Consider the following 19,630-nt stretch of genomic DNA (forward strand, 5'->3'; position numbering starts at 1 on the left):
CCTAAAATGCCCCGAATCCGACGACATCTGCCCCCAATCTGAACGTGTATGGGTGGGAAAGGGGGCACCTTTAACCGATCAAACGACTCGACCCACAAAAGTCAGGCCGTTACTCCTCATTTGACTGCCACCCCATGCCCCGACTTGTACTGATTTGCCTGTTATGCGGACTAACGATTGGTGACGCTCTGGCGCAATCTGTTGTTGTACGAGACAGCCTGCTGAGAAAACTCAGCAGGCTACCTGTTACGGCCAACGATACCACGCGGGTAAACGTACTCAGTGCATTAGCCTTTCAGTATTATCTCAACAAACCAGATACTACTTACCTGTTAGCTCAACAAGCCTACGAACTTGCCAGCAGACTTAACTACCCAAAAGGCCAAGCACGATCACTTACTGGTATTGCGTTAGCATTCGACCAGTGGGGCGATTATACTAAATCGTTAAAAGCGTATAACCAGGCTAAAGAACTTTATAGTCGATTGAAAAATACCTATAGGGTAGTCGTTAGCTTAAATAACATCGCTGACACCTACATGCTACAGGGTGAATGGCGAAAAGGCTTGGCGTTAATGCAGGAATGTTATGCCTTGTATAAGACCATAGCGCAACCCGAACGCGGGACTTTGAAACCTACTATGCTTGCAAACATTGGAGAGTGTTTTTATCAATTGAAGCAATTGGATTCCGCAAGTGTCTATCTAAATCAGGCGTTGCCCTTGGCTAAAATTGACAATACGGCATCGTTTGTTCATATCCTTTTTCTATTAGGCGATGTGGCCTTGGCTAAAAACAAGCCTGACCAAGCCTTTTCCCTCTACAAACAAAGCATTGCGATCTGTATTGAACAGGATAACTATACACACTTGAATGAGGTTTATTATCGACTGGCAACGTTTTATCAGAAAACTGCTCAAAAAGACTCTGTCCTTCACTATGCCAAACTGTCCTTGCTATATGGCCAAAAAAGTGCATCTCCCAAAGCCGTTCTGAAAAGCAGCCAATTACTAACCAAACTTTACAAAGGCAAAAACGACGCAGAAACCCTGCGGTACTATGAGATTGCGGTGGCCGCCAAAGACAGTCTCTATAGTCAGGACAGAATGAAGCAGTTACTGTCGCTGACGTTTGACGAAAAACAACAGGCCCAGGAAATCGAAGCCGCCAAAGCCGAATACCGCAGCACCGTCCGCAGCTACATCTTCATCGGGCTGTTAGCCGTTCTGGGAGCCATAGCACTAGTGCTGTACCGCAATAACCGGCAGAAACAACGGGCCAATGCCCTGCTCCAACGCCAGCGCGATGAAATCCACGAGCAGCGTACCAAAGCCGAAAACGCCCTGGCTGAACTTCGCGCCACTCAAACTCAACTCATCCAGAAAGAGAAAATGGCCTCGTTGGGTGAGCTAACTGCCGGTATCGCCCACGAGATTCAGAACCCCTTGAACTTCGTCAACAACTTCTCCGAAGTGAGTGCCGAGCTGGTCACCGAACTCGAAGAGGAGCAACTAAAACCCGACCGAGACACCGACCTGGAAGCCGAACTCCTGGTCGATTTAAAAGAAAACCTCCAGAAGATTACCCAACATGGCGGGCGGGCCTCGGCCATTGTACGCGGCATGTTGGAACACTCACGTACCGAAACCGGCGAAAGACGTCCCACTGATCTGAATGCGTTAGCCGATGAATACCTCAAGCTGGCTTATCAGGGCTTACGAGTGAAGAACAAAGACTTTAACGCCGATCTAATAACGGATTTCTCGACTAAGTGAGGCTTGATTGAAGTAGTGCCTCAGGAGCTAGGGCGGGTGTTGTTGAACCTCTACAACAACGCCTTTTACGCTATAAATCAAAAACAGAAAATGGCCCCGTCAGGCTATCAGCCCACAGTTACGGTCAGCACCACTCAAGTCAACGGGCAAACCGAAATACGCGTCAGCGACAATGGCATGGGCATCCCCGAATCAGTCAAATCCAAAATATTTCAGCCTTTCTTCACCACCAAGCCCACTGGCGAAGGCACCGGCCTGGGGCTAAGCCTAAGCTACGATATTGTCACCAAAGGGCATGGTGGAGAATTAAGGGTAGACAGTGTGCCTGGCCAGTTCACCGAGTTTACCATAACGATTCCAGTTCGCAAAAATGCCTGATTCCTGCATTTTTCCCTTTCTGCGCCCAAAATGCCCCGAATCTGACGACATCTGCCCCCAATCTGACAGGGGATCCGCAGATATTGAGAGACTTTTGAGCTGGCAAAACTTGCCGACTCATTCCAGATTTTCCAATGAACAAACAACTTACGTTCCTTACTTCGGTCATGTTAATGAGTTGCCTGATGGCCGCTACGCCCCCACCAGGCAAACTAGCTAAACCACTGCCCCAGCCAAGCGTATCCCAGCCAAACGCAATCCGACCTGACCCTAAACCCCCAGTACCGAAAACGCCCTTCATCAACCGGCAGAATATGAACCTCGCCGTGAAACCCGGCGATGATTTTTACCAGTATGCCAACGGCGAATGGTTAAAGAAAAACCTCATACCGGCTTCAAAAACCAGTTGGGGTAGCCTCAACGTCTTACGTGAGAAAAGCCTCGATGCCATGAAGTCACTGCTCGAAGAGGCTACTCAAAACACCAAAAAAGGACGGTTATACCAGATGGTGGGCGATTTCTACGCCAGCGGGATGGATAGTATCGCTATTGAGCAAAAAGGCTTCGATCCAATCAAGTCCGATCTTGCCCGCGTAGAACAGGTGCATAGCAAAGCCGATGTACTGAACGAAATTGCCTACCAGCGCACTCAGGGTAACAGTATGCTATTTCCTTTTTTTGTGGACCAGGATAGCCGAAACGTCACCAAATATATAGGTCAATTTGTTCAGGGAGGTACTACGCTGCCCGACCGTGATTATTACCTCAAAAACGACCCGCGTAGCCAGAAAGTCCGGGAGGCCTACCGCGATTACCTGACTAAACTATTTGGCCTGATTGGCGAGCAACCCAGCAAGGCTTCGCAAAACGCTGACCTGATTATACGGCTTGAAACGGCACTGGCCAACGCGCAAATGGCCCGAGTGGAATTGCGTGATCCAATCAAAACGTATAACAAACTGACGGTGGCCGATTTCTCGAAGCAGACTCCCGGTATAAACTGGAGTGACTTGATGCCTAAAATGGGTATTCGTGGACAAGACACAGTGCTCGTACAAAACCCTGCATTCTACCGCTCTATGGATAGTTTGCTGACCGCTACGTCGGTTGAGGATATGAAAACGTATATGCGCTGGAATCTGCTTAAAAACGCAGCTCCATATCTGAGCAATTCGTTTGTGAACCAAAACTTTGCATTCAACAAAGTGCTGTCGGGACAGAAAGAACTAACGCCCCGCTGGCAGCGCATGAGTATGCTGATCGACGGATCATTGGGTGACCTGTTAGGCCAACTCTATGTACAACAGTACTTTAAGCCGGAAGCCAAACAACGGATTCTCGTACTGATCGATAACCTCGAAGCGTCATTTAAAGAGCACATCAACTCACTCGACTGGATGAGCATTGACACCAAAAAACGTGCACTGACCAAACTCACCTCATTCAAACGCAAGATTGGCTACCCCGATAAATGGAAAAACTACGACGGTGTAACCATCCGGCGCGACGATTTCTACGGCAATATGAAGGCCGCCGATAAGTGGTGGTATAAAGACAATTTTAACCGATTTGGGAAGGCCGTAGACAAAACGGAATGGGGCATGACTCCACCCACGGTAAACGCCTACTACAACCCGGTAAAAAATGAGATTGCATTCCCGGCGGCTATTTTGCAGTTCCCGTTCTTCGATGCCGAAGCCGACGACGCTATTAACTACGGCGGTATTTGTACTGTAATTGGCCACGAAATGACGCATGGCTTCGACGATCAGGGCCGCCAATACGATGCCGACGGTACTCTGCGCGACTGGTGGACAACAGATGATGCGACCAATTTCAAGCAACGCGCCGATAAAGTGAAAGAGCAGTTCTTTGGATTTAAGGTACTGGATTCGCTGAAAGTGAACGGGCAACTGACGCTGGGCGAAAACCTCGCCGACCTCGGCGGTTTGGCCATTGCCTATGATGCCTTTAAGAAAACCAAACAGGGTCAAGGTAAAACCGAGATTGATGGATTCACCCCCGACCAGCGGTTCTTTTTGTCATGGGCGCAGGTTTGGCGTAGAAATATACTACCCGAAACCCAGGCTCAGCAGATACTGGTCGACCCCCACGCACCCACTCAATACCGCTGCAATGGCCCGCTGAGCAACATTGATGCCTGGTACAAAGCCTTCAATGTGCAACCGGGCGATAAAATGTACAAGGCTCCTGACCAGCGGATTAAGGTCTGGTAAGCCACTAAGTGCCTGTCCTGGCCTCGGAAATTGGGTCGTTAAGCCCAATCAATAGCGTTGACGCTCATTTCGCATCCTCTTACCCTCAAATCACTAGTTATTCCCAAATCACCATGTTCATTCCCCGATTAATCAGGCAGACCAGTTTAGTGCTGACCATTGTGGCCACAAACCCAATGAAATCATTCACACTCGCTACCCTCTGTCTGCTCACCTTTCTAACTACAGAATTGGTGGCCCAATCGCAGCCCAACCCGTCAGTGACTGAGTATCCCCAGCCAGACAGTGTTGAAATCAGCCATTTACTGGCAAAAGTATCAGTTGGCGGTTTTCAGAGTCGCAAACCTCTTGAAGTTGGCCTTCGATCCACCTTAGGCACTCTCTCATTAAAGGGCAGCGGTCAACAGAAAAACGTTTCCTTTAGCTTTCCGGTTGGCGCGCAGGTTGTAGCCAAAGGAATCAATGTACAGGAATCAGGCCGGGGAGAACTATCCTGGAATTTTGCCTGGAAGCCCAATACTACCTATCAACTCATGCTGATAGTAGCCCTTTCTGACACGACTGACAAAAAAATGCTGTACTCAGGCTACCTGTTTCTACCGGACGAGAATAAGTGGAAACTAATTGGTAGTTGCCTGCTTAACGGACAACGCACTACCCTTAAAAACCCAGCCACCTTTGCTTCAGGTAACGACGAAACGGATTCAGTAGCCCGATTCACAGAGGTATGGCTCCGGCGGACCAATCGTAGCTGGAAAAATCTGTTGAGTACCGCTATGCCAGCACCCGTAATTACCTTCAAGGATGCTTACGTTGACAGCGATGAGCAGTACAAGCGGGAAACGAAGCAGATTGAGAACGCCATTGTCGAAGGTAAATCAGAAAAGCTTACCTATAAAGACGGTATATATTACGCCATCATGCGGGAAGGCACGGGCAAACAGGTCAGCCTGACAGATTCTATTGTCGTGTTCCTTAATGGGTATCTGTTTCATAACAAGGCTTTGTTTATGCAGCAACTCGACAAGCCTGCCACGTATCCACTCTCCAAATTAATCAAAGGGTTCCAGCTTGGCCTACCCTTGTGTCGGGTTGGGAGCAAAATCAAGCTGGTTATTCCGTCTTTGTACGCCTACAATATAGCGACGAATAGTTCTTGGTTTTACCCCAACAGTACCCTTGTTTTTGAGGTGGACTTGCTTGACGTAAAACCGGCCACCAACTAACTCAGTTTACAAAAATGATTCGTCGACTGAAAACTGGCCATCACGATCGCCCGTCGTTGGTGATGGCTGCTGGCCGTATGCCACCTAGCCGAAGCCCAACTGCTTTTCTCAAGCGGATTTATGGTCTGCTTGAGCGAAATCTGGAAGATCCCTCGGTCAATGTTGCCTGGCTGGCCGACCAACTGGGTATAAATCGAAAAACGCTGTATCGCCAGTTGAAGCACCGGATTCAAAGCTCGCCAACCGAGCTGATCCGTCAGTTTCGCCTACAGAAAGCCGTCAAGTTGCTGGGTGCGGGCTATACCGTGACCGAAACGGCCTACCTGGTTGGTTTCAACACACCTTCTCATTTCACGACTGTCTTTAATGAATTCTACCAGCAAACGCCGACCGAATTCATGGCCAACTGCGTGACAAAGGCCTGATTCGCACTTTTTTCATTTCCATTGCCAGAATGCCCCAAATCCGACGACATCTGCCCCCAATCTGACAGGGCATCGGTCGTGAGGAACCCATCTTTGCCCAACTAAAGCACTCGATTCAAAAAGGCCAGATCACTTCCTGTAACGTAACCTCCACCCATGTCCCGACTTGAACTGATTTGCCTGCTATGCACTATAACCGTAGCTCCCGCCTTTGCCCAACCCAAAGCAGGCCAAGCTCTGCTGGATTCGCTACTGGCCGAATTGCCCCGTGCTAAACCCGACACCAATCGCGTCAATCTCCTCATCGATATAAGCTATGCTTATTATGGTTATAGTAACAGTAACTTTAACGAAAGTATCAACTATGCTAATCAAGCCTTGACGCTGGCCAGGCAGTTGATGTGGAAAAAAGGCATGGTAGTCGCGTATAAAGTTCTTGGAAATATTTACGCAATTAAGTCTGATAATCCTCCAGCCCTGACGGCTTACTTGAGTGGCTTGAAAATAGCGGAAGAAATAAAAGACAAAAGCCAGATTGTTGGCATAAAAGGCAATATAGGTTACCTTTATTCTAACCTGGCCAATTATCCGCAGGCCTTAACCTATTATGAAAAAGCCCTGAAAGGTCATGAGGAATTAGGAAATAAAAGCGGAGTGGTACTTTGGTTAAATCTTATAGGTGAAGTATACAGCGAGCAAGGTAAGTATGCCAAAGCGCTGGACTACCAGCTAAAATCGTTGAAACTAAGCAGGGTTCAAGGTCCGGCCAGTGAATACAACTTCGACAACGTGGGACAGGCCTATCTCAACTTAGCCGATTATCCCAAAGCGCTCACCTATCTGCAAAGAGGGCTGAAGCTGAGTAAAGCCAATAGAAATAAACAAATATTAGTAAGAAGTTATAACAACCTTGGTAAACTGTATTTGAAAATTGCTATTGACAGCAACGCCACCTTCTTAACGACGCTACTAAGAAGTGATAAAGCTCATACGTTACAAAAAGCCAACGCCTATGCCGACAGTGCCGTAGTGCTGGCCAAAGAACGGGGCGATTTAATAGCCTTATATCGAGCCTATCAAACCCAGAGTCAGATACAGGACGCACTGGGTGATCCACAGGCCGCTTTAGCCAGTTATCAGGACTTTATCAAAACAAAAGAGCTGATCATCAACCAGCAAAACACCGGCAATATTGCGGCAGCCACTCTTCAATATGATTTCGACAAAAAAGAAACGGCCCTCCGCTATGAGCAGCAGCTATCAGCCGTCCAGCTCCAACAGCAGAAACAGCAACGAACCTATCTGCTGGGTGGCGTTGGATTGCTGCTGACTTTGCTGAGCCTCATTGTGTATGGGTATGCTCAGAAACAAAAAGCCAATCTCGTTTTGCACCAGCAGAAAGAGGAAATCAATACCCAACGTACCAAAGCCGAAAACGCCCTTATAGAACTCAGAGCCACCCAAACCCAACTCATCCAAAAAGAGAAGATGGCCAGCCTGGGGGAGTTAACGGCAGGCATTGCCCACGAGATTCAGAATCCCCTCAACTTCGTTAACAACTTCTCGGAAGTGAGTGCCGAGCTAGTCATTGAACTCGAAGAGGAACAACTAAAACCCGACCGAGACACCGAACTGGAAACTGAAATCCTGGTCGACTTGAAACAAAACCTTCAGAAAATCGCGCACCACGGCGGTCGTGCCTCGGCCATTGTACGCGGCATGTTAGAACACTCCCGTACCGAAACCGGGAATAAGCAACTCACCAACCTCAACGCCCTGGCCGATGAATACCTCAAGGTTGCCTACCAGAGTTTGCGGGGTAAAGACAAAGAGTTGACCTTCGAACTGAAAACGGATTTCGACCCGGACTTACCTCGAATAGAAGTTTTGCCACAAGAGATCGGGCGGGTGTTGCTGAACCTCTACAACAACGCCTTTTACGCCGTTAAAGAAAAACAGAAAGCTGCCCCACCTGACTACCAGTCCACACTAATCATCAGCACCCAACTCATCCGCCAAAAAGTCGAACCGTCGAACCGCCCTGAAGGGGTCACATCTATAGCCCAGTCCAACGGGCTGGGAACGGGCGCGGGTGTCGTGGGAACGAATATCATGAGAACGCGTGTGATGGGAACGGGCGTGATAGGCGCACGTGTCACGGGAGTGGACGCCCCCCGGATCGAAATCCGTGTCAGCGACAACGGCATGGGCATGCCCGAATCGGTCAAAGCCAAGATTTTTCAGCCCTTTTTTACCACCAAGCCCACGGGCGAAGGAACGGGGCTAGGCTTGTCATTGAGCTATGACATTATCACTAAGGGACACGCAGGAAGCCTGACGGTGGAAAGTCAGGAAGGAGAAGGGACGACGTTTGTTATTTCCCTTCCGATGTACGTTTAGTATTACCCAACCTCTTTTTGTACCCCTTTCAACCATGAAAACATCCTTTAGTGTACTGTCTCGTTCGCTACTACTGGCTTCGTTCAGCAGTTTAGTAGCCTGTTCATCGGTTTTGCAGGCCAGCCGATTGAGTAAATCATTCCCCCAGCAACCTGCCGATCCAGTGACTGATGCACCGCCTGAATCATTACAGGATACTGACGCTGTCTACGGTTCGCTCATCTCAGTGGGATCGGGCTACCAATGGGTTTTCATCGTAAAGGAAGGCGCCCATAACAGCCCCTGTCTAGGACATTGGGTCATAAAGCCCAACAACTAGTTTGGCCCGAGTTCATTACCTACCAGAAGAAAATCGCCTAATTCCTGTACTTTTTCCCTTCCCGCGCCCAAACTGTCCCGAATTCGACGACATCTGCCCCGAATATGAAAGCGCATAGACTGATAACAGACCACCTTTGATGCATTAGAAAAGTAGCGAGTCTGCACGCTTTTGACTTCTATCCACACCATTTTTTTATAATACGCCCAAGCCCAATCTGATGATATATGCACTACTCTATCAGCATTAGCAAAACTCAGCGCTTTCCCAGAAATGAATCGATCAGCGACGTATTCTTAGTCCGGTCAATATCAAAATGGCCCACAGCGTCGAGCAGTTGCCAAGCCACCGATGCACCGCATTGGTTTAGCGCATCGACCAGTTCCACACTTTGCTGGTAGGGCACATGTTTGTCCTGATTTCCGTGAACCACCAGAAACCGGGGCACAAAGGCGGCATTCAGGTACTGAATCGGATTCGCGGTTTTGACTAATTCGGGTATCTCTTGAATTGGGTTGCCCATGAATAGAGATTCCGGTGAGTCCGGCGTATTATGTGGTAACCCATCGTCCAGTTTCTGATCATCCATGGTCAAAAAGTTAATGGGCCCCGATTCATCGATTACCGCTGAAACCTGCGCTTGCTGGGGGATGTAGTCCACGCCCAGCAGGTGCTGGCACCAGGCTGTAAGGCCAACCATCGTGCTTAAGTAACCACCCGCTGAATGCCCCCAGGCTACAAATCGCTGGCTATCTAATTGATATACCTCCGCCTGTTGCCTTAACCAGCTAACGGCCGCCTTCGCATCATGAATAGCCCCCGGGAAACGAGTGTCGGGACTCAGTCGATAGCCCACGGCAGCTATGGCAAACCCTTTTTCCAGGTAGTCTAACGGAATCTGATTTTTCTGACTGGGCTCTTTGGCACCCCGAACGAATCCCCCGCCATGGAACCAGATGATCAGCGGAAATGAACTTCCTGCCAGAGGCAGATACAAATCCAGGCGTTGACGTTCATGACCATTCGGCAGGTAGGAGAGGTCTTTATGGAGTCGGTAGGGCTGATTTTCCATTGGTTGCTAAGCGCTTTCCTTATTTTTTTGATGCGAGTTTACCGGCCAGCCAAAAGGAAAACCGAACCATGGTTGCCTGTAGGGGATTCATGGAGTTATCGGGTGGGGGCGACACAAAATATAAATCCAGGCTACCGTACGTCTTTAATAACCGGTCGAATCGGGCAGGACCCGGTTTATCGGGTAGGGTTTGGGCCGGGTACGGTGTACATAGGGCATCGAAGAAGGGCTCAAACAAACCCGGACTCAACATCCCAATAAATTTGGTGTACGGACTATCCAGCCGGTAGGAGTGCTTTGTGTAAGGGGGAACATGCAAAAAATCACCGGGATTCAGTGATACCGTCTGTCCTTCATTCCACATGGTCATACTCCCTTCCAGCGAAAAAAAGCATTCGGTATGGAGCTTATGATAGTGCTGAATAATGGCGTGTCCTTTGGGCCCTTCGGTTAAAACAACCAGAAACTGACCTTCTGTATTGTTTTGCCTGACCAGAAAGGTTTGTAATTGATCTTCCACGATCAAATGCTCGCCCCCGCCTTTCCGAATGACGTAGGGTATGGGGCCATCGGGCCGCTCTACAGAAGTAACCTGCTCAACGGGAAGCGTAGGGTCAAAGCCATTAACCAGCTGAAAATCTACGGTTGAGGAAACAGTAAAGACAGACTCATCTCCGTTTTTTTCTCGTTGCGATAATTCGGTGACTAGCGAAACCAAACCACCTGGCCCCGAAAAGTACAACGTTTTGGTTGCCGGGGCGATGCATTCAATCTGGTGAGCTATCCCTTTAGGGATATGCCCAAAATCGCCTTCCCTGAGGTGATAGGTTTTATCCGGGAAAGACAGGAGTAATTCGCCCGAGCGCACAAAGAGACTTTTATGCGTTTTTGTATGCTTATGGGGCGGTAACTTAAAGCCTTTCGGGGCTAAAACCTCCGCCACTTCAATCAACTCTCCGGTTTGACTACGGGAGGCAATCAGGGAGACTTCGGCTCCATTAAACGGTACATTCTGGCTGTCGCCGGTTCGTGCTAAATAGGCGGGTGGGTTGGATTTGCTCATTAGTGTTCGGCTAAATTAAGACAGTATGGCAATTGCCAATTTACGTACGTAGCTAAACAAACAAATGCCATAATCTACTACTTCTTAGCCATTGTCACCGACGCGCAATGGCTCCGGGGCACCCTCGAAATGTGCGTACTTACCCAGCACCCGGCCAAGCTGATAGGTTAGTGGAATGATAACTTTTCGGACAAAACCAGGGATTCCCCGCATGTCATATTCACTCGCATAGCGCGTCAGCAGATAAGCCGCGTCGAAGGTTTCTGGCTGTGCCTTCCCCGATTTGTTTTGAGCCGCATAGATGGCCGACAGGTAGAACACAACCGAGTTAGCCGGATTGATCCAGCCTGTGCAGTGAAGGGTTTGGGAACCCGCGTTCCAGAAGCGATGGGGTACACCACGTTTGAACAGAACGGTTTCTCCCTCTCCCGCAAACTGTTCGGTTTGCCCTTCAACCTGGTAGCCGATCCGTCCGCTAACGACCGTCAGACATTCATCCTGTAGCCAATGCACATGCATAGGTGGGCCACTGCCGGGTGCCACAAAATTTTCAACAATAAGCCGGTCGCCATCCGGTTCATGCACTACTTTCTGGAAAATTAGCTGCTCTCCAATGCAGTTCTTAATCGTGTGCGGGTACGTAAAGTCCATTGTATTTGTTGTGTTTGAGGGTTTATTGACCTGCTCAAAGGTCATCCCTCCAGCAACAATTCTCAATGCGTAGTTCGATGAAACGGAAGAAGTAGCCAGTCAAGCCGCCTTATCAATCACAAACCCTTAGTCTTATTCAGTCCTGGGTGTTTATCGGGGCCTTCATCCGGCGTCCCCAGAAAACGAAAAGAGCAAGTACCAGCATGACAACGTTGAACGGTGTGTTGGCTCCCTCGCCACGAGATACATGAAAGACAATGGCGCTTCCCATGAGTGCAGCGCAACCCAATGCCGCCAGTACTGTCAATCCTGGCCTGATACGGGTAAGTGTGGGCAAAACGACACCGATGCCGCCCATTAAATCGAAGAGGCCTGTCAACCGAAGCAGGTTCGGGTATTCGCCTGCCCATGGCCACATCCTGGCCACCGTAGCAACAGGGGTTACTAACTTAACTAATCCCGTGCCTATGAAGACGAGGGCCAGTAGTGCCTGGACGATCCACAAGGCAATAGAAAGAGTTTTGGAGGGCCTTTGCTGACTTGCCATACTGATTAATACATAGTTGGTTGGTCTGGCAAAGGTCAGTACTTTTACTTTTGAAAAAGTAGTCAGACTGCCGATGCGGCAGTTACCTGAACGTAAGCGACAGCATGATTTTAACAGAGGGTGACACAAAGACTATTGATTGTATTGGCCAGATGCTGCCCATCCGTGATGCGCTGGATGTGATAAGCGGCAAATGGAAAGTGCTGATCCTGACGTCCGTCATGCAGGGAAACCGGCGTTTTACGGAAATACAGGCAAGTATTCCCAAAATCAATCCCAAGGTTCTTTCCAAAGAATTGAAAGATATGGAGGAGCATCAGCTGATCCAGCGAATCGTCCATGACAGCTCGCCTGTTTTAATTGAATATGTCGCTACGGAGTATTCACGTACGCTAAAACGGGTGATGATGGAACTGCATGCCTGGGGTGTTAATCACCGTAAACAGCTATTCGGGAAGTGAATTCGTATACTACTGACATGCTGGGGTACTTTTTGGGCATTTGTACGCAGGAGTTCAGTATCGAGTACATTATCTGGTTTGAGGTTGATAATCCTGTTCAAACTTGACATCGTAAAGTAAGAATCGCCATTCTACCTGATCCTGTAAAATAGCACGTTATCATTAATTGAAAATAAACCAGACGTTAGAACGCCGGAACGAATAAAACGGCATCGGCCACTGTCGGGCCATCGGCTTGCTTGACGGCTATATCGACCGATGAGGTCTGGCCTTTGGGTAGCGCATACTCGCCCAGCGAAACCCATTCGCCGGATGTTTGCCCAACCACAACAATATCGGCGGGTTTGATCGGATGGGATTTGCTCGTTTTTCCGTCCGATACCGTAATGCCCAACTCGGAGGCCGTTTTGGCTAATCGGGGGAAGTAGGCGTAAATCTTGTAGTTGCCCGCTTTTACAATGTCTGGTTTAAAGCGGACGGAAGCTGCTTCGCCCCCCTGACCTTCATAAATCAGGTAGGACGGGCCGTACCCGCCTTTGCTTTTGCTCTCGACACGCCACGGACCGGTTACCGTCGTCAGGGTCTGGTTTTCATTATCGACCAGAATTTCAGGCGTGCTACCATCACCCAGTGGGTTGGCTTTTAGCTCCTGTTGCAGTTTCGCAATATCCACTTTTTGTACACTGGTTTTTGCGTCGATTGCCATCACTGCCGCCAACGCTGTCGACTGACCCAGCACCATGAACACCGGCTCCATCCGAATCGACCCGTACGCAATGTGCGACGCCGATAAACAAACCGGCACCAGCAAATTCCGACATTCGCTTTCTTTGGGAATCAGCGCCCGGTAGGAGATGGGGTACGGACCAAACCCACCAACTTCTACGTTGCCTTCATTTTTGGCCATTTTCTTACCGTCTTTCTCGATCACGATGCGCTGAATATTGTGCGAATCCATCGTATAAGCCGCCATGCCAACCCCGTCTGTCACGACTTCTTTCCCCTGGCAATTCGCCTGCGTCATCACATAAGCGCCTACCATCCGACGCGCTTCCCGGATATAAAGTTGCGATGACCAGTTGCCCGTATCGGTATACTCATCTTTGGGGTAACCCCACTTCAGCATTTGCTCCCGAAGCGCCTGGGGTACGCGGGAATCATGCCCGACGAAATACAGTAAGCCCTTGGTGTACAGCTCATGATCGCGGATGATTTGTGCCCGTTTGTCGTAGCTTCCATCGGGATACTCATAATTCATCCCGATCATATCAGTCGAAAAACCATTCCGATTGTTGATGTCGGTTTTTTTGTTGGGCATGCCACTCCAGATGAAATAGTCGTTGAGCGATTGTTTCTGGGGCTGGGCCGCCATCAGGCGTACGAGCAATTCGTAGTGGGTGGAATCATAGCTCGCCGGACGCGTGATCGGGACCTGATTGGCTGGGTCAGACGAGAGGCAAATACGATAATTATAGGCCTGGGCCTTTCCATCGCCCGTTCCATTAGGCTCCAGCTTTGCCGGACTGACGCCCCAAACCAGACCCGATGACGGATTGCCGGGCGTTTTGTAGGGGTCGATCCCATCGGGAAGCTGGTGGCCGGTCATCAACTGCACCCCACTGATGGTTTCATTGTACTTGGAATTATCTTCCCGGCCAACCGTATAGGAGACCCCGGCTTTGGCCATCAGATCACCTTCGTACGAACAGTCGATAAACATCCTGGCCCGAATGGTCCGTTTGGCCGACGGTTTATCCGAATTTTCCAGAACGATTTCCTGAATCTGGCCACTGGTTTTCTTCACACTCGACAGCCGGTGAGAAAACAATACATCGACATTGCCGCGCCTGACGTAATCCTTGAACAGATCTTCGGCAACATGCGGCTCAAAGATCCACTGTTCAAACTTACCGTAATGCTGACCAATGCGTCGATAATAATCGCGGGAGATGCCCGTAATGGCGTATTTGTTGCCAATGTCCGTCAGGCCCAACCCGCCGGAGGTCATGCCCCCCAGGTGCTTGCCGGGTTCGATCAGGAGCACGGTTTTCCCGGCTTTCCGGGCGGTATAAGCCGCTATGACCCCGCCCGATGTGCCACCATATACGCAGATGTCGACCTGCTGCTGGGCAAGAGTTGAGCACGTTAGTAAGAGACTAAGACAAATGGTGAGTGTGTATCGCATAGTTATTGGTTATTAGTGATTCGTTATTAGCTATTAATTGCTGATTATTAGAGATTTGTCGAACGACTAATAACCAATAGCCAATAACTCATTTCCCATGTAAGGCAGCCAACTGGTTGGCGTCGAAATTCGGATCGGTGGTTGTCATGCCTTTGGTATAGACCAGAATTGCTTTTTGCTGAAGCAGCGCTTTTTGCAATTCGGGAATGGCTAACGCATGCACCGATTGCGATTTTTGTACGCACAGGGCCGCAGCCGTTCCAGCGGCCTGACCCAGCGCCATCCAGCAAGGCTCCATCCGAAGCGTGGAGAAACCAATGTGCGTGGCCGATGCCGGAACCGGAGCCAGCAGATTTTCCAGTGGCGAATCGGGCACAATTACCCGAAAGGGTACGGTGTACACGGCGGACGGATAACTGATGAACCCATCCAGATGAATCCGGCCTGCTTCCCGTTTTCGAACCGCGTGCGAATCGAGGGCGTAGTGGCTGGCCGTGATGCTATCGGCGTGGAGGGGAGGGCGTTCACCGGGTTTGACGGGTTGGGCGTCCTGCGCTTTGAAGATGTATTTACCCTTCATCCGGCGGCCTTCCCGAACGTAAAGCTGCCGGGGAAAATGGCCATTGTCGGTGTATTCGTCCTTGGCCCAACCCCATTCGGAACATTCTTTCCGGAACCAGTCCGGGAGTTCGGGGTCGTTCTGCGCGAAGTAGAACAGGCCTTCGGTATACTCCCGAAGCCGTTGGGCAAAGCGGTCGCGCCATTCCCAGCCGGAGGTTGGATAGGGCCAGTTTTCTTCCGGCAAATCGGTCGAAAGAAACGAATGGTGCTGGTTGTTGCCGTCGTTTTTGCCATTGGGGAGTTTCACCATGTTCGTCAGCCAGGCAATGCCTTTGGGCATACCGGGTACGTCGGGGGGTAGACCGGCTTTGGCCCGGCGCAGATTTTCAGCCTTCTGGGCATCGGTCACTTTCGTCATGGCCACACCGGTGTAATTCCCCGTTGTCACATCGCCAATCATCGACACATACTCCTCGCGGTTGTACCGAGCCGGTTTCTGAATCTTGACCCGAATTTTCGGGTCGTTGGTCACGCAAAGGCGGTAGTTGTAGGATTGAACGGCGTTATCGCCCTGGAATGTTGAACCTGGCCCTTCCGGCCCTGCCCAGTATTTATAGACTCGTCCGGCACCGACTTCGTTATAATCAGATTTGCCCTCGCGTCCCAGAAAAAACGGTACACCCGCAGCCGCAATCAGATCGCCTTCGTAGGTGGCGTCGATAAAAAAGCGCCCTTTGTAGGTTTCCGTCTTTTTCGTATTTCGATCCGTTACCCGAATGCCCTGAATCCGATTGTTCTGAATCGTCAGATTCTCGGGCTCAAAGTCGAATTGGCGCATGGTCAAGACGGTTGCATTGGGGCTGTCTTTCAGGAACCCATCGAAGATTTTGGCCGCTACCGATGGTTCGAAATGGTAGCCATCCGAACAGTCTTTCGCCTGCTGCGAATCGGCACCGTATTTCTCGACATAGTGCGCTTTAATGCGTTGGACAAACTCAATGAATAGCCCACCAGTGGCACCCCGCGTGGCAATATCCGTAGCCCCCAGGCCGTTGGCGGGTAACCCACCGATGTGGGCTGTCCGCTCCAGAATCAATGATTTCTTGCCTAGCCGGGAAGCGGCCACGGCTGCCATAATGCCGCCGGGCGTACCACCCACAATGATGAGGTCGTATTCATTTTCGGCGAGTGGTCTTGTTCGGCTCGCTTGCCATTCAGGGAGTCCTGCGGTGAGGGCAATTCCGCTCAGGCTGGATAGTTTCAGGAATTTTCGTCGGGTTGTGGGCATTTTACGGCAACGAAGATTTAAGATCAAAATTTGATTCTGAGAATTCTGTTGTTGTGTTCTGGAGTGGTGTCAGTTTCTCAAAACTGACAGATTAGGTTTCTTAAAACCTAATCTGTCAAACTGGTTAATGCACTCGGTTTTGAGAAACCTCGCCTGTCAGTTTTAAGAAACTGACACCACGATTACCACGATTAGAATAAACAGAATCTATTAATAGCCAGGGTTTTGTACAAGGGCCTTGTTGGTCACGGTTTCGATATACGGAATCGGCCACAGATAGTCCCGCTCGGGTTTGAAAATGCGAACTTCGACTACCCGCATGTCGGCTTTGTTGGGAACCGTGCTGTAATCGGGCGTTCCATTGGCATCGATAACCGGTGCCGTGGCCAGTAATCCCTTCGGAATGCGGCCCAGGAAATTACCATTCAGCAATTTGTCCGCTAGTTTCCAGCGACGGATGTCCATTAAGCGAAAGCCTTCATTGGCCAGTTCATACTTTCGTTCCTTGCGGATAATTGACCGAAGTTCCTCCTGACTTTTACCCGATTTGATGGCGGGCATGTTCACCGTAGGTCGTTGCCGCACGGCATTGATGGCATCATAGACCGACTGATCGATCTGGTTGGCTTCGATTTTAGCTTCGGCGTAGATCAATAACACTTCGGCATAGCGGATTAGAATGGTATTGATCTCTGAATTGCTCCGGTCGTCCTTATCGGTCAGGTCGGTGTATTTCCGCCAGCAATAGCCGGTATAGGTGGCAAACGCGTGAATGGCATCCTGATTGTCGACCCGTGCGCCGGTGGCGTAGTTGATCGTTTTAACGCTGTCTTTGTGGGTTTCGAACTTGAAGTTGAAATAGTTGGAACCCGGTACGGCTACCGTAAAGTCCAGTCGTGGATCGCGGTTTTTGAACGGATCTTTAGGATTGTAGAGGGGCGATTTGTCAATCGATAGCCCGTCCGCACACTCATAGGAGTCGATCAGCGTTTGGCCCGGCACTTTGTTGGAGGCTCCCTGCGCATTTCGCGACAGGAAATTTTGGGGTGTACTGTGAGTCAGTGTTCCTTTCAGATACTGCAACGCAAACATAATTTCACTGGAGGTTTGGCCTTTGTACGAAAACAACTCGCCGTAATTTGGGTGCAGTTTGTTGATATTCAGATCCATTACGGCTTTGGCGGCTGTAGAGGCAACCTCCCATTTTTCGTTGTATAAAGCCGTCCGGGCTTTGGCTGCCAACGCTGCCCCTTTGGTAGCCCGGCCTGTGTTCTTAGCGTCGTAGCTGGTGGGTAAAGCTTTTGCCGCTTCGTCCAGTTCATTCATGACAAAAGTCGCGCATTCGGTTTTAGTACTCTTCGGAACCTGAGCATCAGATAAGCCCAACGTTTTGGTAACCAGCGGAACACCACCAAATAACTCGATCAGGTACCCATACATATAGGCACGCACAAAACGGGCTTCGGCCTGATAACGGGCGTACAGAACCGCGTCCATTTTGCCATCCAGCTTCTTTATATTATCCAGGATGAAATTACAGCGACCAATAATTTTATAGGATTCGGTCCAGACCGATTTCGAAAAACCGTTGTTGCTATCGTGGCTGCCTTTGCCGATCTGCTGTAAGGTGCTATTGTTCCGGTCCCAGCCAATATCGGTGCAGTCGTCGAGCAAAAGCTGAGTCGACATGCCATCGCTGGGGGAGAAGGTCATGCCTTTGTAGCAGCCATTGACGGCTAGTTCCAACTCGCTGGCGTTGGCAAAATACGACTGATCGGCGGGGCCTTCCAGCGGATAACGCTCCAGGTAGTCCTCGCAGGAGGTTGTGCTCAGCAGTAGGCAAGCGCACAAAAGCAAGTAGTGTATTTTTTTCATTGTGATGATTTCGTTAAAAAAGGTTTAGGACAGCCGGTTTTAAAAGCTAACATCGATACCAAAGCTGATCATTTTGACCTGCGGATAACTGCGTCCTGTACCCACTGGTGATTCGACATCGTAGCCGTCCCAGAACTTATCCCAGGTGAGCAGGTTCTGGCCGTTGGCAAATACCCTGGCGGTTTTGATACCGGCCCGTTGGGTCAGCGCAGTCGGGAGCGTGTAACCCAGCTGAATGTTTTTCAGACGCAGGTAAGCGGCATTTCGCATCCAGAAACTGGAGTTCTTCTCGTTATTGGCTTCGCTGAACGCCAGGCGGGGAAATGCCGCATTCGTATTCTCCGGAGTCCAGTGGTCTTTGTGCTGTTCCTGCACCGTACCGCCCAGGAAAAATGGCATGATGCCCTGCTCATTCAGATAACCATCGGCTTTGCCAACGCCCTGTAGCACAATGTTTAAGCTAAAACCTTTGTAGTAGCCATTCAGGGTTGTTCCGTAGGTGAAACGGGGAATGGTGCTGCCAAATACGACGTTATCATCGTTATTAATAATGCCATCGCCGTTCTGATCTTTGTACTTAAGATCGCCGGGTTTGATTACGCCAAACTGCTGAGCATGGCTGGCAACTTCGTCGGTGGTCTGAAAATAACCTTCCGATTGTAGGCCGTATAACGAATTGATGGGATAGCCTTCCCGGTTAACCGTCAGGCCAGTCAGGTTTACGCCCCGTAAATCGACCACCGTATTTTTTACGTCCGAAATATTGAATCCTACATCATACCGAAACGTATTGACTACCCCTTTGTAATTGATGCCCAATTCCCAGCCTTTATTCTCAACGATACCCGCGTTTTGAAACGGGGCACCCAGGCCAATGATGGCCGGAACATCAAGCCGGAGCAGGATATCGCGGGTTTGCTTGTAATAGTAATCAGCGGTGATCGACAGCTTTGAAAATAGTGTAGCATCCAGACCAATATCGCTCATCTCGGTGGTTTCCCACGAAATTTCAGAATTAGCTAACGTATTAAGTGCTACTACGTTGACAATCTGTTTGTTAAGTGCATAAGATCCGAATTGGAGCGATGACATGAATGGGTAATTCCCGCCGGGAATATTCTGATTACCCAGCCGTCCCCACGAGCCACGAATCTTCAATTCATTAAC

Annotated in this window: 16 protein-coding genes; 8 read left to right on the forward strand and 8 right to left on the reverse strand. The window is 49.8% G+C overall.

The annotated features are described in order from the left end of the window. Positions 1-134: 134 nt before the first annotated feature. From ACYVGO_RS14725 to ACYVGO_RS14755, 7 genes are all read left to right on the forward strand, one after another. Positions 135-1,775, forward strand: a complete 1,641-nt coding sequence (locus ACYVGO_RS14725) for a tetratricopeptide repeat-containing sensor histidine kinase (protein ID WP_460969913.1) — start codon at positions 135-137, stop codon at positions 1,773-1,775. A 3-nt stretch (positions 1,776-1,778) separates the two neighbouring features. Beyond that, positions 1,779-2,153, forward strand: a complete 375-nt coding sequence (locus tag ACYVGO_RS14730) for a sensor histidine kinase (RefSeq protein WP_460969914.1) — start codon at positions 1,779-1,781, stop codon at positions 2,151-2,153. A 134-nt stretch (positions 2,154-2,287) separates the two neighbouring features. Further along, positions 2,288-4,390, forward strand: a complete 2,103-nt coding sequence (locus ACYVGO_RS14735; protein WP_460969915.1) for a M13 family metallopeptidase — start codon at positions 2,288-2,290, stop codon at positions 4,388-4,390. Positions 4,391-4,503: 113 nt separating this feature from the next. After that, the gene (locus ACYVGO_RS14740; RefSeq protein WP_460969917.1) at positions 4,504-5,616 is read left to right on the forward strand and encodes an FKBP-type peptidyl-prolyl cis-trans isomerase; all 1,113 of its coding nucleotides are present in this window, start codon (positions 4,504-4,506) and stop codon (positions 5,614-5,616) included. Positions 5,617-5,630: 14 nt separating this feature from the next. After that, entirely contained in the window at positions 5,631-6,041 is a 411-nt protein-coding gene (locus tag ACYVGO_RS14745; RefSeq protein WP_460969918.1) for a helix-turn-helix domain-containing protein, read from the forward strand. A gap of 156 nt (positions 6,042-6,197) precedes the next feature. Further along, positions 6,198-8,441, forward strand: a complete 2,244-nt coding sequence (locus ACYVGO_RS14750) for a tetratricopeptide repeat-containing sensor histidine kinase (RefSeq protein WP_460969919.1) — start codon at positions 6,198-6,200, stop codon at positions 8,439-8,441. 34 nt (positions 8,442-8,475) lie between these two features. Further along, positions 8,476-8,760 carry a hypothetical protein gene (locus ACYVGO_RS14755; protein WP_460969920.1) on the forward strand — a complete coding sequence of 95 codons (285 nt, stop codon included), beginning with the start codon at positions 8,476-8,478 and terminating at the stop codon, positions 8,758-8,760. Between the two features lie 256 nt (positions 8,761-9,016). On the opposite strand, the gene ACYVGO_RS14760 is transcribed toward ACYVGO_RS14755, so the two are convergent. The 4 genes from ACYVGO_RS14760 to ACYVGO_RS14775 all read right to left on the reverse strand — a co-directional run bounded on the left by ACYVGO_RS14760 (position 9,017) and on the right by ACYVGO_RS14775 (position 12,093). Next, entirely contained in the window at positions 9,017-9,832 is an 816-nt protein-coding gene (locus tag ACYVGO_RS14760; protein WP_460969921.1) for an alpha/beta hydrolase fold domain-containing protein, read from the reverse strand. Between the two features lie 19 nt (positions 9,833-9,851). Continuing rightward, positions 9,852-10,895, reverse strand: a complete 1,044-nt coding sequence (locus ACYVGO_RS14765; RefSeq protein ID WP_460969922.1) for a cupin domain-containing protein — start codon at positions 10,893-10,895, stop codon at positions 9,852-9,854. Between the two features lie 84 nt (positions 10,896-10,979). Next, entirely contained in the window at positions 10,980-11,546 is a 567-nt protein-coding gene (locus ACYVGO_RS14770; protein ID WP_460969923.1) for a cupin domain-containing protein, read from the reverse strand. Positions 11,547-11,682: 136 nt separating this feature from the next. Then, the gene (locus ACYVGO_RS14775) at positions 11,683-12,093 is read right to left on the reverse strand and encodes a DoxX family protein (protein WP_460969924.1); all 411 of its coding nucleotides are present in this window, start codon (positions 12,091-12,093) and stop codon (positions 11,683-11,685) included. A 104-nt stretch (positions 12,094-12,197) separates the two neighbouring features. Between ACYVGO_RS14775 and ACYVGO_RS14780 the strand changes: the two genes are divergently transcribed. Further along, on the forward strand, positions 12,198-12,554 hold the full coding sequence (locus ACYVGO_RS14780; RefSeq protein WP_142774990.1) for a winged helix-turn-helix transcriptional regulator: 357 nt from the start codon (positions 12,198-12,200) through the stop codon (positions 12,552-12,554). Between the two features lie 184 nt (positions 12,555-12,738). On the opposite strand, the gene ACYVGO_RS14785 is transcribed toward ACYVGO_RS14780, so the two are convergent. The 4 genes from ACYVGO_RS14785 to ACYVGO_RS14800 form a co-directional block, all read right to left on the reverse strand. Further along, positions 12,739-14,739 carry an FAD-dependent oxidoreductase gene (locus tag ACYVGO_RS14785; protein ID WP_460969925.1) on the reverse strand — a complete coding sequence of 667 codons (2,001 nt, stop codon included), beginning with the start codon at positions 14,737-14,739 and terminating at the stop codon, positions 12,739-12,741. Between the two features lie 88 nt (positions 14,740-14,827). Further along, entirely contained in the window at positions 14,828-16,588 is a 1,761-nt protein-coding gene (locus tag ACYVGO_RS14790; RefSeq protein WP_460969926.1) for an FAD-dependent oxidoreductase, read from the reverse strand. Positions 16,589-16,798: 210 nt separating this feature from the next. Next, positions 16,799-18,463: a RagB/SusD family nutrient uptake outer membrane protein gene (locus tag ACYVGO_RS14795; protein WP_460969927.1), complete on the reverse strand. Its 1,665-nt coding sequence runs from the start codon at positions 18,461-18,463 to the stop codon at positions 16,799-16,801. Between the two features lie 39 nt (positions 18,464-18,502). After that, positions 18,503-19,630: SusC/RagA family TonB-linked outer membrane protein (locus tag ACYVGO_RS14800; RefSeq protein ID WP_460969928.1), on the reverse strand; the 1,128-nt coding region annotated here is incomplete at its 5' end.

The sequence above is a fragment of the Spirosoma migulaei genome (assembly GCF_054776855.1).

What these genes read in the sequence shown, in the direction of transcription:
- ACYVGO_RS14795 (WP_460969927.1), bottom strand. Translation starts at nt 18,463, where the DNA reads ATGAAAAAAATACACTACTTGCTTTTGTGCGCTTGCCTACTGCTGAGC.
- ACYVGO_RS14790 (WP_460969926.1), bottom strand. Translation starts at nt 16,588, where the DNA reads ATGCCCACAACCCGACGAAAATTCCTGAAACTATCCAGCCTGAGCGGA.
- ACYVGO_RS14740 (WP_460969917.1), top strand. Translation starts at nt 4,504, where the DNA reads ATGTTCATTCCCCGATTAATCAGGCAGACCAGTTTAGTGCTGACCATT.
- ACYVGO_RS14745 (WP_460969918.1), top strand. Translation starts at nt 5,631, where the DNA reads ATGATTCGTCGACTGAAAACTGGCCATCACGATCGCCCGTCGTTGGTG.
- ACYVGO_RS14765 (WP_460969922.1), bottom strand. Translation starts at nt 10,895, where the DNA reads ATGAGCAAATCCAACCCACCCGCCTATTTAGCACGAACCGGCGACAGC.
- ACYVGO_RS14735 (WP_460969915.1), top strand. Translation starts at nt 2,288, where the DNA reads ATGAACAAACAACTTACGTTCCTTACTTCGGTCATGTTAATGAGTTGC.
- ACYVGO_RS14750 (WP_460969919.1), top strand. Translation starts at nt 6,198, where the DNA reads ATGTCCCGACTTGAACTGATTTGCCTGCTATGCACTATAACCGTAGCT.
- ACYVGO_RS14760 (WP_460969921.1), bottom strand. Translation starts at nt 9,832, where the DNA reads ATGGAAAATCAGCCCTACCGACTCCATAAAGACCTCTCCTACCTGCCG.
- ACYVGO_RS14770 (WP_460969923.1), bottom strand. Translation starts at nt 11,546, where the DNA reads ATGGACTTTACGTACCCGCACACGATTAAGAACTGCATTGGAGAGCAG.
- ACYVGO_RS14785 (WP_460969925.1), bottom strand. Translation starts at nt 14,739, where the DNA reads ATGCGATACACACTCACCATTTGTCTTAGTCTCTTACTAACGTGCTCA.
- ACYVGO_RS14780 (WP_142774990.1), top strand. Translation starts at nt 12,198, where the DNA reads ATGATTTTAACAGAGGGTGACACAAAGACTATTGATTGTATTGGCCAG.
- ACYVGO_RS14775 (WP_460969924.1), bottom strand. Translation starts at nt 12,093, where the DNA reads ATGGCAAGTCAGCAAAGGCCCTCCAAAACTCTTTCTATTGCCTTGTGG.
- ACYVGO_RS14755 (WP_460969920.1), top strand. Translation starts at nt 8,476, where the DNA reads ATGAAAACATCCTTTAGTGTACTGTCTCGTTCGCTACTACTGGCTTCG.
- ACYVGO_RS14725 (WP_460969913.1), top strand. Translation starts at nt 135, where the DNA reads ATGCCCCGACTTGTACTGATTTGCCTGTTATGCGGACTAACGATTGGT.